Source organism: Pandoraea horticolens, from assembly GCF_902459555.1.
Lineage (GTDB): Bacteria > Pseudomonadota > Gammaproteobacteria > Burkholderiales > Burkholderiaceae > Pandoraea > Pandoraea horticolens.
Genome location: NZ_CABPSM010000008.1, coordinates 16,571 through 31,879 on the forward strand (window position 1 = coordinate 16,571; position 15,309 = coordinate 31,879).

Here is a 15,309-nt window from a genome sequence, read left to right on the forward strand (position 1 = left end):
ATGACGGCGCCCCCCTCGCTTTCGTCCTCGCCGGGCCACGACGTGCCGCCGGTCGTACACATGGCTGGCGTGACGCTGCGTTATGGCCGCAAGACCGTTGCCCTGAACGACGTCAGCATCGACATTCCGGCCAACGGCATGGTCGGCCTGATCGGGCCGGACGGTGTGGGCAAGTCCACGCTGCTCTCGCTCATTGCGGGGGCGCGAGCGGTGCAGACGGGCACGGTCGAAGCGCTCGGCGGCAACATGGCGAGTAAGGCCCACCGTGATCTCGTGTGCCCGCGCATCGCCTATATGCCGCAGGGGCTCGGCAGGAATCTCTACCCGACGCTCTCCGTCGAAGAGAACCTGCAGTTCTTCGCACGCCTGTTCGGCCACGACACCGCCGAGCGTCGCCGCCGCATCGACGACCTCACGCGCAGCACCGGCCTGTATCCGTTTCTCGATCGGCCGGCGGGCAAGCTCTCGGGCGGCATGAAGCAGAAGCTCGGCCTGTGCTGCGCGCTGATTCACGACCCGGATCTGTTGATTCTCGACGAGCCGACGACCGGCGTCGATCCGCTCGCCCGCGCGCAGTTCTGGGATCTGATCGCACGCATTCGCCGGGAGCGACCGGCCATGAGCGTGATCGTCGCTACTGCCTACATGGACGAAGCGCAGCGCTTCGACTGGCTCGTGGCGATGGACGCGGGCAATGTGCTCGCGACCGGCACGCCGGCCGAGTTGCTGGCGCGCACGCACTGCGCCACCCTCGAAGCCGCGTTTATCGCGTTGTTGCCGGACGAAGAGAAGATCGGCTATGAACCGGTCTCGATTCCGCCGCTGCACGTCGACGAGCACACGGAGATCGCCATCGAGGCCAAGCGCCTGACGATGCGTTTCGGCGATTTCGTGGCGGTGGATCACGTGGATTTTCGTATCCGTCGCGGCGAGATCTTCGGCTTTCTCGGCTCGAACGGCTGCGGCAAGTCGACCACGATGAAGATGCTCACGGGCTTGCTGCAAGCGAGCGAGGGTCAGGCATGGCTGTTCGGCAACGAAGTCGATCCGAAGGACATCGACACCCGTCGCCGCGTGGGCTATATGTCGCAGGCGTTCTCGCTCTATACCGAGTTGACGGTGCATCAGAACCTTGTGCTGCACGCGCGGCTGTTCCACGTACCGGAGGCGGAAGTCGACGCGCGCGTGGCGGAGATGGTGCAACGCTTCGGCCTCGCCGATGAGCTTGACGCCCTGCCCGACAGCATTCCGCTGGGCATGCGCCAGCGTCTGTCGCTCGCCGTGGCGATGGTGCACAGACCCGAATTGCTGATTCTCGACGAGCCGACGTCGGGCGTCGATCCGGTGGCGCGCGACAACTTCTGGCGTCTGCTGGTGGAGTTGTCGCGCCGGGACCGCGTGACGATCTTCATTTCCACGCACTTCATGAACGAGGCGGAGCGCTGCGACCGCATTTCGCTGATGCACGCGGGCAAGGTACTTGTGTCCGATCCGCCTGCGAAGATCACGCAAGATAAAGGCGCGGCCACGCTCGAGCAGGCTTTCATCGAATACCTTGTCGAAGCGGGCGGCGGTAAGGCTGAAACGCCTGGGACGCCCGCGCCGGCGGTGCCCGGCCCCGCGTTCGCCGAAGCGACGCACGCGCAACACAAGGCGTTCTCGCTCAACCGCATGATCAGCTATCTCTGGCGCGAAACGCTGGAGCTGCAACGCGATCCGGTGCGCGCCACACTCGCGCTGGTTGGCTCGCTCGTGCTGATGCTCGTGATGGGCTACGGCATCAGTCTGGATGTGGAAGATCTGCGCTACGCCGTACTCGACCGCGACCAGACCACGCTGAGTCAGAACTACGCGCTCAATATCTCGGGGTCGCGCTACTTCATCGAACAACCCCCGATCACCGATTACGAGGACATGGACAGGCGGCTGCGCAGCGGCGAACTGTCGCTGGCTATCGAGATTCCACCGGGGTTCGCCCGTGATGTGTCGCACGGCAAGGCCGTGCAGATCGGCGCGTGGATCGACGGCGCGATGCCGTTACGCGCGGAGACGGTGCAGGGTTACGTGCAGGGCATGCACCAGAACTGGCTGGCCGATGAGGCCCTGCGCCGGCTCGGTATGCGCCTGACGGCATCGCTCGATATCGTGACGCGCTATCGTTACAACCCCGACGTGAAGAGCCTGCCGGCGATGGTGCCTGCGGTGATTCCACTGCTGTTGCTGATGCTGCCTGCGATGCTCACGGCGTTGTCCGTGGTACGGGAGAAGGAACTCGGCTCGATCCTGAATCTGTACGTGACCCCGGTAACGCGCACGGAATTCCTGATCGGCAAGCAGATCCCGTATGTCGCGCTGGCGATGCTGAATTTCCTGCTCATGGCGCTGATCGCCGTGACGCTGTTCGGCGTGCCGATCAAGGGCAGCTTCCTCACGCTGACGACCGCCGTCTTCATTTTCAACGTCGTCGCCACCGGCATTGGCCTGCTCGCGTCGACGTTTACCCGCAGCCAGATCGCGGCTTTGTTCTTCACGATGATCGGCACGATGATTCCGGCGATCCAGTTCTGTGGAATGCTCACGCCGGTGCCATCGATGGAGGGCTCGGGCCGGCTTATCGGCGAGATCTACCCGGCGACTTACATGCTCATCATCAGCCGCGGCGTCTTCAACAAGGCGCTCGGGTTTGCCGATCTCGGCAGCGCCTTCTGGCCGATGCTCGTCGCCGTGCCGGTCATTCTGGGCGTCACGATCCTGATGCTCAAGAAACAGGACAAGTGATGACGAGCCCGAGCGCGCCGCAAGCCTCTCCCCCACCAGCGCCACCGGCAAAGGCCAGCGTCGCGACGCCGCGCCACGCGCATCCGTGGCGGCGGCATCTGGCAAACATCTACCGGCTCGGGGTGAAGGAGCTTTGGAGCCTGGTGCGCGACCCGATGATGCTGGTGCTCATCGTCTACACGTTCACGGCGTCGGTGTATTCGGCGGCCACGGCCCAGCCCGATACGCTGCACGTCGCGCCGATCGCCATCGTGGACGAAGACGTGTCGCCGCTCTCGCAGCGCATCGTCTCGGCCTTCTATCCGCCGCAGTTCACGCTGCCGCGCATGATTACGGCCAATGCCGTCGACCAGGGAATGGACGAGGGGGCGTACACGTTCGCGCTGAACATTCCGCCAAATTTTCAGCGCGACATTCTGGCGGGACGCACGGCGGAGGTGCAGCTCAATGTCGACGCGACTCGCATGAGTCAGGCGTTTTCGGGCAGTGGCTATGTGCAACAGATCGTGTCGGCAGAGGTGCGCGAATTCCTTCAACGATACCGGTCGACGCCGGAATTGCCGGTGGATCTGGCGTTGCGGGTGCGCTTTAACCCGACGCTGGAGCGTGCGTGGTTCGGTGCGTTGATGCAGATCATCAACAACATCACGATGCTCTCGATCATTCTCACGGGTGCCGCGCTCATTCGCGAGCGTGAGCACGGCACGATCGAGCATTTGCTGGTCATGCCGGTGACACCGGCCGAGATCATGCTGGCGAAGGTCTGGTCGATGGGGCTGGTGGTGCTGATCGCGGCAGGCATGTCGCTTTGGCTGATCGTGAGCGGCGCGCTGCATGTGCCGATTGGCGGTTCGGTGGCGCTGTTCATGCTGGGCGCGACGCTGCATCTGTTCGCCACCACGTCGATGGGCATCTATCTGGCAACGCTCGCCCGCTCGATGCCGCAGTTCGGTATGTTGATGATTCTGGTACTGCTGCCGCTGCAAATGCTCTCGGGCGGAATCACACCGCGCGAGAGCATGCCGAAGGCGGTGCAAGACGTGATGCTCGCCGCACCCACGACGCATTTCGTCGAGTTGGGTCAAGCGATCCTGTTCCGTGGCGCCGGCATCGGCGCGGTGTGGGTGCAGTTCGTGGCGCTGACCGTCATCGGCGCCGTGTTCTTCGCTTTCTCGTTGCGACGTTTTCGCCGCACACTCAGTTCGATGGCGTAACGCCCTGCGCCCGCGCGCCGTTCGCCAGCCCTGTCTACCGGATTTGTGAGGTCATGGCCATGCCCGCCAAGTCGTCTGCCGCACTCGAACGTCGGTCTTCCCGCGCCACGGCGTCCACTGGTGCAGCCAAAGCTGCCGATACCCCGTGGATTGCCGCCAACCCGTGGCTGGCCAACCTGCCGTGGATGGCCGCAGCCGCCGAGTATGCCGTCGATGCTTGGCAACGCAGCGTGCTCTACGCCGACGTCATGCGTCAGCGCGGCAATCAGTATCAGGCGCACCTCGCCGAATCGGCGCCGAACGTGCTCGACTTTCCCGCGGAGGTGGTGCTCGACGCGCACGACTTGCCGCGTCCGTGCAACTACGCGCTGGTGCGCATTCTGCCGCCGGACGATACGCCGGCGCGACCGAATGCACGCCCGTTTGTCGTGGTCGATCCCCGCGCAGGTCACGGCCCGGGCATCGGCGGCTTCAAGCCGGACAGCGAGATCGGTGCCGCCCTGCGAGCGGGGCATCCGTGCTATTTCGTGGGCTTTCTGCCCGACCCTGTTCCCGGCCAGACGGTTGAGGACGTGATGCACGCGGAGGCCGCGTTTCTGGAGAAGGTGATTTCTCTGCATCCCGAGAGTGCGGGCAAACCGGCGGTCATCGGCAATTGTCAGGCGGGCTGGCAGGTGTTGATGACGGCGGCGATGCGTCCCGAACTGTTCGGGCCGATCATCGTGGCCGGGGCGCCGCTGTCTTATTGGGCAGGTTGGCGCGGGCGCAACCCGATGCGATATTCGGGGGGACTTCTCGGCGGCAGTTGGTTGACGGCGCTCACGAGCGATCTCGGCGACGGTCGCTTTGACGGCGCCTGGCTGGTGCAGAACTTCGAAAATCTCGACCCGGCCAATACGCTGTGGCACAAGAAGTATCACCTTTACGCCAACGTGGACACGGAAGCGCCGCGCTATCTCGGTTTCGAGAAGTACTGGGGCGGGCATGTGTTTCTGAACGCGCAGGAGATGCAGTACATCGTCGACAATCTGTTCGTCGGCAACCGCCTGACGAGCGCGGAGTTGATCACGAGCGACGGCATCCGGATCGATCTGCGAAATATCCGCTCGCCTATCGTGGTGTTTTGCTCGTACGGCGACAACATTACGCCGCCGCCGCAGGCGCTGGGCTTCGTGACGGATATGTATCGCGACGACTCGGAAGTGCTCAGTCACGATCAGACGATTGTGTACGCCACGCACGACAGCATCGGCCACCTTGGCATTTTCGTGTCGGGCAGCACCGGGCGCAAGGAGCACCGTGAGTTCGTCAACAATATCGATCTGATCGACGTGCTGCCGGCCGGGATCTATCAGGCGCAGATCGCCGACAAGACGGAAGATATGCCGCATCGGGAGTTGATCGACGGCGATTACGTGATGTCGATTCAGCAACGCAGCGTCGAGGATGTACGCGCCATTGTCCAACCGGATGCCGAGAGCGATCGGCGTTTTGCAGCAGTGGCACATCTCTCGGACATCAATCTCGGGTTGTATCGCAGTCTCGTTCAACCATGGGTGCGCGCAATGGTCACGCCAAATTCGGCGTACTGGATGCGTGTGCTGCATCCGCTGCGCGTGAGTTATGAGCTTTGGTCGGATCGCAATCCATTTGCCGTGCCGTTCGCCGCGAAAGCAGAGCGCGTGCGCGAGACGCGCCATCCGGTGCCGTCGGACAATCCATTCCTTGCGCTGGAATCGGCGGTGTCGAGCACCATCGAGCAATCGCTCAATTTCTATCGAGATACGCGCGACGATGGCTACGAAAAGGCCTTCGAACTGATTTACGGACAGCCATGGGTGCAAGCGCTCGCCGGGTTGCACGGCAGCGACGGTGCAGCGGTTCGGGTGCATCCCGGCACATCGCCGGAACACATCGCGTTCGTCAAGGACACGCTAACGCATCGCCGTCACGAACTGCGCCAGGGCGGATTGCTCGAAGCCGGCATTCGCGCACTGCTCTGGGTGCATCGTCTGCATGGTGAAGCCGATGAACGACAATTCAACCTCGCACGCTCGCTGGTGCGCGGCGAGAGCGATATTTCAATCGAGCGCTTCCGCGAGATGATCCGCCGTCAGGCCGGGTTGCTACGCATGGCGCCCGACGCAGCAATGGACGCGATTCCCGGCATGCTCGCCCATTCGACACCGGCGAACATCCGGCGTGTGGCGAAGGCCGTGAAGGATCTCAGCCTCGCCGTACCGCTCGACGACAGCGAGCAACGCGATCTGCGACAGGTGCTGGCGGTCTTCGAAAACGCCGCTTCGCAGCAGATGGCCAACACGGAACACGCTGCCGCGCCAAAGAAATCCGGCTCACGCACTGCACGCACCGCACGCGCCGCAAACACCAGCGCCACGCCCCGCAAGCGCCCCCCAGCCGCAAAGACAAGCACCGCCGCCGCGAAAACCGTTCGCACAACTAGTGCCCCGAAAACCAGGAAAGCCCGCTGAACTCTCTCTACCAACGATGCACCGGTGGTCTACCCCCGGTCATCGCCCTATCGGCGCATAGATCCTTGCCAACAAACCTCCCCCCTCGCGTGCCGCAAACTCCACAGTAGCGTCGAAACGCGACGCTATCGCCCTCACTATCGATATCCCCAATCCCGCCCCCTCTCCCTGCTGCCGACCCCGATCCCCTCGCCAGAATCGCTGCCCCATTTGCCCCGCCTGCTCCGGCGTAAGACCCGGCCCCCGATCCCCCACCTCAATGCAATACCGCCGCCGATCCTCGTCCATCTCCACCCTCACATCCACAAGGCTTCCCTCGGGCGAGTAACGCATCGCGTTGTCCACAAGGTTTCTTATCGCCGTGCCCAACATCGAATGGGGAACCGCCGTGCCCCGGTCTTCGCACTCCATGCTAAAGACCACCCGTGGTCCCCCACGACGGACCGGAGCCCCATTCCTCCACTCAGACATAAACCCAACTCGCGGCGGAACGGGGCCCCGGTCCGTCTCCTCCCATTCGATCAATACCCCCTCTATTGCACCGCGCACCGACCCGCACGTGTCCTGCTCATGTGCCGGCGCCTCAGCACGCGCCAACGTCATCATCTGATCCAGCGTATGCCGTAACCGGCGCACACCAACGCCCGCCATATTCAACGCGTGTCTGGCCGGCTCTCCACTCGTTATCTCAGCTACCTGCAAGTGTGTGTCCACCGCCGTCAACGGCGTGCGCAACTCGTGCGCCGCCGCATCCGTGAACGCCCTCTGATACGCCAATGCCTGCGTCAAACGATCCAATAATCCATTTAATGCCGAAACTACCGGACGTAATTCCGTCGGGGCCCGGCCCAGATCAATCGGCGCCGTGTCGTCCGCACGCTTGTCACGCAACGTCGCACGTAAGGTCTCCAACGGCGATAAACCCCGGCCTATGCCTATCCACAATGCAATCAATCCCCCCATGACAGCGATCAGAAACGGTACGCCCGCCGCTCTCAACAATGCATTGCTCAAGCCCGCCCGCCTCTCCAACAAATCCGCCGTCATGACCTGATACCCCCGGTCGTCCTGCAATACGTAAATTCGCCAACGCTTGCCATCAATCTCCATCGTGCTGAAACCCATCGGCAACGCCTTTTCCACCGCCTGCGGCCCACCATCGGTCCGCGCCAACACCACGCCCTGCACCGAACGTATTTCGCACGCGATGCCATCGTTGGTGCCCACGCGTATCACCTCTCCCCAATCCGACTGCCCCACAGTCGGCCCCAACGGCGATAACGCCACCCGCGCCAACAAACCCGATACCATCCGGGCCGACATCGCCAAACGTTGATCCAACGCCCTGTCAAGATTGGCCTCCACCCCTCGCATCATCCATCCCGCCGCCACCACCCAAAGCACTATCAACGCAATACCGGCAATCAATACCGCTCTCAGTCGAAGGCTCATGACAACTTCCACCCCAATCGATACCCCAAACCACGCGCCGTTTGAATGACCTCGCACCCCAATTTGCGACGCACGTTGTGGATGTGAACGTTCAACGCATTACTGTTGACCCGCTCCGACAAACCATACATCCGCTCGTGCAACATGTCCGGCGTCAACCATCGCCCCCGCGTACTCGCCAAATGCGCCAGCAAATCAACCTCCTTGCGCGACAACTCGACCGGCTCACCATCCAACCACGCCAATCCACTCGCTGGCTCCAATCGCAACGGCCCCGCTTCGATGACCTGCGCAGCCCGCCCCTGCGCGCGACGCATCAACGCATGTAATCGCGCCGACAACTCGCGCAAATCGAACGGCTTGACCATGTAGTCGTCCGCCCCGCCATTCAACCCCGCAATCCGATGCTCTATCGCGTCGCGCGCCGTCAAGATGAGAACAGGCACTTCAGGCTCCACCGCCCGGATATTCGCCAGAACCCCGAGACCGTCACCGTCAGGCAAACCCAGATCGAGCACCAACGCATCGAACGTGTTTTCCGCATGCGCAGACACCGCCGCCAACCCGCTCGCCGCATGCTCGACTGCAATGCCCAACGCCTCCAACCCCGCAACAATGCCGCTCGCAATCAACGCATCGTCCTCAACCAGCAACACTCGCATGAATCCGTACCTCCCTTGAATACCGCTTCATGTTACGCAATTTGCGTAACCCATTGAGCGCCGTTGAGCGCGGTAAATGCGAGGTTTGACGCATAACCAACCAACGCTGCGGGCGTTAACTCTCGGTTAATCGGCGCAGGGCACGCTCTAGCCTGCTTTGGAACGCCTTCAGGAGAAAAAGATTTGCTACGCCGATTTTTCTACATCTTTGTGATTTTGCTCGGTGCGCTCGGCGGGATGCGCGCCGCCGATGCGTTTCCCTGGCAAAGCGAGCCGAAGTTCCTCGACGCGTCTCAGGTACTCACGCTTTCCCCTGTCACCGAGGTGGACGGTCATCTCGAAGTCGTTGGAAGCGTTGCTAAGGATTACTACGTTTACCGGCATTCGCTACGCGCTGAAGATGCCTCTGGCCAACCGATCGATCTGACGCTCTCCGAGGGCGCGAAGCATACGGACGAGTTCTTCGGCGACACCGAGATCTATACCCGTGACGCCCTGCGCATTCGTCTGCCCCCGGCAACGCCAGGCCCCGTGACGCTGTACTGGCAAGGCTGCGCAGAAGCAGGCATCTGCTATCCGCCACAGACGATGCAAGTCACGTTGCCCGCTGGCTCGACATCGGTTGCCAATGCCCCGGCAGTCTCTGCTGTGCCCCCGGCCGCCTCCGTCGATGCCTCGCCCGACGCCAGCGCCACCCCGCTCGCGGAAGATCAGGCCGCAGCGCAGCGGCTCGCCACGGTCGGCCCCGTCGCCGCTACGCTGCTGTTTTTCGGCTTCGGCTTGCTGCTGGCCTTCACGCCCTGCACGTTGCCGATGATCCCCATTGTCTCGACGATGATCGTGGGCAATCGACCCGCACCGTTGCGGGCGCTGGCACTCTCGCTTTCATACGTGCTGGCGATGGCACTCACTTATGCCGCGGTCGGCGTCGCGGCAGGTCTGGCCGGCGCCAATTTACAGGCCGCGCTGCAATCCCCATGGCTGCTCGGCGCCTTCGCAGGTCTGTTTCTCGTGTTGGCTGCATCGCTGTTCGGTCTGTTCGAACTGCGTCTGCCCGCGTTCGTGACGAATCGACTCGACGCCACCGGACACCAACGTACCGGCGGCAGTCTCGCCGGCGCCGCCGCACTCGGCTTCCTCTCCGCCCTGCTCGTCGGCCCGTGCATGACAGCCCCGCTGGCCGGCGCCCTGCTCTATATCGGCCAGACAGGCAACGCGTGGACGGGCGGCATCGCGCTGTTCGCGCTGGGGCTCGGTATGGGACTGCCGCTGCTCGTCATCGCCGTGTTCGGCTCGCGGGTTCTGCCCCGTCCGGGCCCGTGGATGGTGCGAGTGCGCATTGCATTCGCCTACGTAATGACGGGTATGGCCGTTCTGATGTTGAGTCGCTTCCTGCCCGGCAACGTCAGTCTCCTGCTCTGGGGTACCCTCGGGCTCGGACTGGCCGTCGGATTCGCCGCGTGGGCATGGACGCTGCGAGGCAAACCACCCGGCTGGACACTGATGTTCGCGTCGGCTTTCGCCGGTGTCTGGTCGGTGTTCATGCTCGTGGGAGCAGCGTCCGGCAGCGATTCCGTACTGCGGCCGCTGGAACGGGCAGCCCCCGCCATCGTGAGCAGCGCTGACGCGCGCAGCGCGAAGACCTTCGAGTATGTGAGCGTCAAATCGACGGAAGATGTGGACGCACGCATCGCGCAAGCCACCGCGAAAGGGCAATGGACGTTGATCGATTTCTACGCGGACTGGTGCGTAAGTTGCCATGTCATCGAACGCAATGTGTTCGGCGATCCGGCGGTCGCCGCGCGACTCGCACGTATGCAGGTGCTGCGCCCGGACGTGACGAAGAACGACAAGATCGATCAGGCCCTGATGAAACACTGGGGCGTGCTCGGCCCGCCCACGCTCATTCTCATCGACGCGAACGGCAAGGAGGTGCGCGCGCAGCGCTCGGTCGGTGAACTCGATGCGCGTAGCTTCCTGCAGCGCCTCGACACCGCGGGGATGGTATGACCGGTCTCGGCCCCTTCTCGATACAGACGGTCGCCGTGGCGGCAGCGATGGGGGTGGCGTGGCTCGTCGCGCGCTATCTCCTGCGCAGCACTGACACCACGTCGCGCCGCACCGCCGCCAGCACACTCCTCGACGCGCTCTTCGTCGGCCTGCTCGCCGCGCGCGTCGCCTACGTGCTGCGCTGGTGGCCGGAATACTTCGCGACCCCGCTGTCCATCATCGCGATTGGCGACGGCGGATTCAATGTCTGGGCCGGCCTGCCCGCCGCCCTCGGCTGGGCGTTGTGGCGCATGAAACGTCAGCCCGCCGGGCGCCGCCCGATGCTGTACGGCTTCGCCGCAGGCGTAGCGATCTGGGCCGCCGCACAGGCGGGCTTGAGCGTCCTGCAACGCACCGCGCCGCCGCTGCCGTCATTGACGCTCTCCACGACGGACGGCGGCAGCGTCTCACTCGACGCCTATCGCGGCAGCCCCGTCGTGATGAATCTATGGGCAAGCTGGTGCCCGCCGTGCCGACGCGAAATGCCGGTGCTGGAAAAGGCGCAGGCCGACTACCCTGACGTGCGGTTCCTGTTGATCAATCAGGGGGAGTCCGCGCACACGGTCGAAGCGTTCATCCGGTCGGAGGGCCTTCAGTTCGACGATCTGCTGCTCGATCCCGCCTCGCAAGCCATGCAGGCGACCGGCTCACGCGGGTTGCCCACTACGTTGTTCTTCGATGCCGACGGCCGTCTGGTCGACACCCATCTGGGCGAACTCACGGCGGCGCGTCTGCGCGCCACGCTGCAAGGCCGTCTTCACCAATCCCCGGCACCTCGTACGCCATAGGAGTCATCGATGTCTGTTCGCAGGTTTCTTATTCCCGCCCTGATCGCCGTGCCGGCGCTCGCCGCCGCCGTCTATGGGATTGTCTCCAGCAACGCCGGCACCTGGGGCAAGTCGGCTGCCAGCAAGGACACCCCAGCCGTCGTTCAGGCGCTGGCACGCGAAGGTTTGGCCGGTCTGCGTCCATTCGACACGGGCACGGAGCTTCGCGGCTTCGCCGGGACGGTGGACGAACAGCCGGTCGCCCTCTACGTGCTACGCGACGGCACAGCCATCGTCGGCACACGCATCGACGCCGACGGCAAGCCAATGGACGTGGAGCGCGTCAGCAACCTCTTCGCCGAGCCAATGAGCGACGCCGTATGGTCGAAACTCGCCGCCTCCACCTGGGTGCAGGACGGCGAGGCGGACGCCGCGCGCGTGGTGTACACGTTCAGCGACCCAAATTGCCGCTACTGCAATCGCTTCTGGGCGGCGGCGCGCCCGTGGGTCGATTCGGGCAAGGTGCAGTTGCGCCACGTAATAGTCGGTGTCATCAAGGCCGACAGCAGCACGAAGGCAGCCGCCATTCTCGGCGCCCCCGATCGCGCCGCCGCGTTGTTGCAGAACGAACGGCAGTTCGCCAGCGGCGGCATCGCACCAGCGCCAAGCGTGTCACCCGATATTGCCCACACGCTCGACGCCCATCAGCAACTGATGGCAGAGCTTGGGTTTCGCGGTACGCCCGGCATCGTCTATCGCGACGACGAGGGCCTGATTCAACGCGTGAACGGCATGCCGCGCCCCGAAGCGTTGGCATCGGTACTCGGCCCTCGCTGAAGCCCCCCCCCGGCGGGCGGCCCCCCAAAGGCGGGGCCGCCCATGCCGCCGTTGCAGAATCGTCGAAGGACGGTCGCTGCGGCGCACACATTCTTGCAAGAAACACCTCGTTCGCGCGCGAAACCCGACGATTGCCTCCTTTTTGCGACGCCCCGCGCACGACACCCGGCAGATGCTGCTACAATCGGCATCACCATGAAGTCGCATCAGTCTATCTCCCTCCTCTGGTCGCCCCTGACCGCCGCCCTGCGCTGGTGGCGGTAACCCGCCACGTCTATCTCATCCCCATAGCGCCCTCCCCCGCGGATCGCGAACTCAATGTGGGGGCACGCTCAGGGGGAATTCGCAAATCTCATGCGTTCGACAATCCTTTGTCACCAGACGAACAGGGACCATCATGCTGCTGATGATCGACAACTACGACTCGTTTACCTACAACATCGTCCAGTACTTCGGTGAATTGGGCGAAGACGTGCGGGTCTTTCGTAACGACGAAATCACTCTCGACGCCATCGCGGCACTCGCCCCCGACCGCATCTGCCTCTCGCCCGGCCCCAGCTGCCCGGCCAACGCGGGTATCACGCTCGACGTGCTCAAGCGCTTCTCCGGCGAAATTCCGATTCTTGGTGTCTGCCTCGGCCATCAGGCCATCGGCGAAGCCTTCGGCGGCAAGGTCATCCGCGCCCAGCAAATCATGCACGGCAAGGTGAGCGAGATCGAAACCACGCAACAAGGCGTGTTCGAGAATCTGCCCAGACGCTTTACCGTCACGCGCTATCACTCACTGGCGATCGAGCGCGCTTCGCTGCCCGACTGCCTCGAAGTCACCGCGTGGACGGACGACGGCGAGATCATGGGCGTGCGCCACAAGACGCTCGACGTTGAAGGCGTGCAATTCCACCCCGAGTCGATTCTGTCGGAACACGGCCACGACGTGCTGCGCAACTTCCTGCAAGCCGCCCCGCGCGTGGCCCAAGCGGCCTGAGCCCCTCTGCATTGGAAGAACCGACAGAAGAGAGAGACCACAATGATTACCCCGCAAGAAGCCCTGCAGCGCACCATCGAACACCGTGAAATCTTCCACGACGAGATGCTGCACCTGATGCGCCTCATCATGAAGGGCGAGATTTCCCCGGTCATGTCCGCCGCCATCATCACCGGCCTGCGCGTGAAGAAGGAAACCATCGGCGAAATCGCCGCCGCCGCCCAGGTCATGCGCGAGTTCGCGAATCACGTCGAAGCACCGGCCGATGAGCATTTCGTCGATATCGTGGGCACCGGCGGCGACGTGTCGCATACGTTCAACATTTCCACCGCCTCGATGTTCGTCGCCGCAGGCGCCGGCGCAAAGGTCGCCAAGCACGGCAACCGCGGCGTGAGTTCGAAGTCGGGCAGCGCCGACGTGCTCGAAGCGCTCGGCGTCAACATCATGCTCTCGCCCGAACAGGTGGCCGAGTGTTTGCGCGACGTCGGCATCGGCTTCATGTTCGCGCCGAACCATCATCCGGCCATGAAGAACGTTGCCGCCGTCCGCAAGGAAATGGGCGTGCGCACGATCTTCAATATCCTCGGACCACTCACGAATCCGGCGGGAGCCCCCAACCAGTTGATGGGCGTGTTTCACCCCGATCTGGTCGGTATCCAGGTTCGCGTGATGGAGCGTCTGGGCGCCGAACACGTGTTGGTGGTCTACGGCAAAGACGGCATGGACGAAGTGTCGCTCGGTGCCGCCACGCTGGTCGGCGAACTCAAGGACGGCAAGGTCACCGAGTACGAAATTCATCCGGAGGACTTCGGCCTGCAGATGATGAGCAACCGTAGCCTGAAGGTCGGCAGCGCCGAGGAATCAAAGACGATGCTGATCGAGGCACTTGAGAACAAGGCAGGCACGGCCCGCGAGATCGTGGCGCTCAACGCCGGTACCGCGCTGTATGCCGCCAACCGCGCAGCATCGATCAGCGACGGCATCGCGATGGCACGCGAATCGATCGCCAGCGGCGCGGCACGCGCGAAGCTCGATGCCTTCGTCACATTCACGCAGCGATACAAGGCCTGAAGTTCGACACGACCACGGCGGGCTCCGATCACGCCCGCCCCTTTCCGTAGCCCCCGAATCATCCATCGATATGTCTACCGTTCTCGACAAGATCCTGGCCGTGAAGGCCGAAGAAGTCGCGGCTGCAAAGCGCGTGCGCGACCTCGCCAGCCTGCGCCGCGATGCCGAAGCTACTGTCGGCGACAGCGCGCTGCATACGCGCGATTTCGTGGGCGCGCTGCGCACGAAGATCGACGGCGGTCTGCCCGGCGTGATCGCGGAGATCAAGAAGGCCAGCCCGTCCAAGGGCGTGATTCGCGAGCACTTCGTCCCGCCCCAGATCGCCGAGTCGTATCAGCAAGGCGGCGCCGCCTGTCTGTCGGTACTGACCGACAAGCAGTTCTTTCAGGGCGCGCCCGAGTATCTGAAGGCGACGCGCGCCGCCTGCGATCTGCCCGTGCTGCGCAAGGACTTCATGATCGACGCCTATCAGGTCTACGAGGCGCGCGACATGGGTGCCGACTGCATTCTGCTCATCGCCGCCGCGCTGGAACTGGCCCATATGCGCGACCTTGAAGCGCAGGCCCACGATCTGGGCATGGCGGTGCTCGTCGAAGTGCACAACGGCCGTGAACTGGACGCAGGGCTCGAGTTGAGCACGCCGCTGCTGGGCATCAACAATCGCAACCTGCACAACTTCGAAGTGTCGCTCGACACGACGCTCGGCCTGCTCAAACACATTCCGGACGATCGTCTGGTCGTCACGGAGTCGGGTATCCTGTCGCGTGACGACGTGACGCGCATGCGCGCGGCCAACGTCAATGCCTTTCTCGTCGGCGAAGCCTTCATGCGCGCGCCCGAGCCGGGCGATGCACTCGCCACGCTGTTCGACATGCCCCGCTGACGCGCTACCCCTCGTCACCCAGGCGATCGATGGCCCAGTGTCCCTCACGGGATACCGTCCAAGCGCCGGCAAGGCACATCGCTCCCGGCCGGTGTTGCGGCGCACGGCGCGCACGGCGT

At 63.7% G+C, this 15,309-nt stretch carries 11 protein-coding genes; 9 read left to right on the forward strand and 2 right to left on the reverse strand.

Translation table 11 applies throughout. The features are described 5' to 3' along the window. From rbbA to PHO31112_RS14275, 3 genes are all read left to right on the forward strand, one after another. On the forward strand, positions 1 to 2,778 hold the full coding sequence (rbbA, locus tag PHO31112_RS14265) for a ribosome-associated ATPase/putative transporter RbbA (RefSeq protein WP_150621121.1): 2,778 nt from the start codon (positions 1 to 3) through the stop codon (positions 2,776 to 2,778). Continuing rightward, positions 2,778 to 3,992, forward strand: a complete 1,215-nt coding sequence (locus tag PHO31112_RS14270; RefSeq protein WP_150621122.1) for an ABC transporter permease — start codon at positions 2,778 to 2,780, stop codon at positions 3,990 to 3,992. The genes rbbA and PHO31112_RS14270 overlap by 1 nt, the downstream gene beginning before the upstream one ends. Before the next feature lie 185 nt (positions 3,993 to 4,177). Continuing rightward, entirely contained in the window at positions 4,178 to 6,484 is a 2,307-nt protein-coding gene (locus tag PHO31112_RS14275; RefSeq protein ID WP_150621283.1) for a DUF3141 domain-containing protein, read from the forward strand. Positions 6,485 to 6,523: 39 nt separating this feature from the next. On the opposite strand, the gene PHO31112_RS14280 is transcribed toward PHO31112_RS14275, so the two are convergent. Together PHO31112_RS14280 and PHO31112_RS14285 are read right to left on the reverse strand one after the other, a co-directional pair. After that, positions 6,524 to 7,936, reverse strand: a complete 1,413-nt coding sequence (locus PHO31112_RS14280) for an ATP-binding protein (protein ID WP_150621123.1) — start codon at positions 7,934 to 7,936, stop codon at positions 6,524 to 6,526. Beyond that, complete coding sequence (locus tag PHO31112_RS14285) at positions 7,933 to 8,598, reverse strand: response regulator (RefSeq protein WP_150621124.1); 666 nt, start codon at positions 8,596 to 8,598, stop codon at positions 7,933 to 7,935. The genes PHO31112_RS14280 and PHO31112_RS14285 overlap by 4 nt, the downstream gene beginning before the upstream one ends. A 183-nt stretch (positions 8,599 to 8,781) precedes the next feature. Here PHO31112_RS14285 and dsbD point away from each other — a divergent pair, with 183 nt between their 5' ends. From dsbD to trpC, 6 genes are all read left to right on the forward strand, one after another. Beyond that, positions 8,782 to 10,608, forward strand: coding sequence for a protein-disulfide reductase DsbD (gene dsbD / locus PHO31112_RS14290; protein WP_281355096.1), 1,827 nt, complete (start codon positions 8,782 to 8,784; stop codon positions 10,606 to 10,608). Beyond that, entirely contained in the window at positions 10,605 to 11,435 is an 831-nt protein-coding gene (locus tag PHO31112_RS14295) for a TlpA disulfide reductase family protein (RefSeq protein WP_150621125.1), read from the forward strand. The genes dsbD and PHO31112_RS14295 overlap by 4 nt, the downstream gene beginning before the upstream one ends. A gap of 9 nt (positions 11,436 to 11,444) precedes the next feature. Continuing rightward, positions 11,445 to 12,251, forward strand: a complete 807-nt coding sequence (gene dsbG / locus PHO31112_RS14300; RefSeq protein ID WP_150621126.1) for a thiol:disulfide interchange protein DsbG — start codon at positions 11,445 to 11,447, stop codon at positions 12,249 to 12,251. 397 nt (positions 12,252 to 12,648) lie between these two features. Further along, positions 12,649 to 13,236 carry an anthranilate synthase component II gene (locus PHO31112_RS14305; protein WP_150621127.1) on the forward strand — a complete coding sequence of 196 codons (588 nt, stop codon included), beginning with the start codon at positions 12,649 to 12,651 and terminating at the stop codon, positions 13,234 to 13,236. Positions 13,237 to 13,278: 42 nt separating this feature from the next. Then, the gene (gene trpD / locus PHO31112_RS14310) at positions 13,279 to 14,307 is read left to right on the forward strand and encodes an anthranilate phosphoribosyltransferase (RefSeq protein WP_150621128.1); all 1,029 of its coding nucleotides are present in this window, start codon (positions 13,279 to 13,281) and stop codon (positions 14,305 to 14,307) included. 70 nt (positions 14,308 to 14,377) lie between these two features. Further along, positions 14,378 to 15,190 (forward strand): indole-3-glycerol phosphate synthase TrpC, encoded by an 813-nt coding sequence (gene trpC / locus PHO31112_RS14315; RefSeq protein WP_150621129.1) that lies wholly within the window; start codon positions 14,378 to 14,380, stop codon positions 15,188 to 15,190. The last annotated feature ends 119 nt before the right edge of the window (positions 15,191 to 15,309 follow it).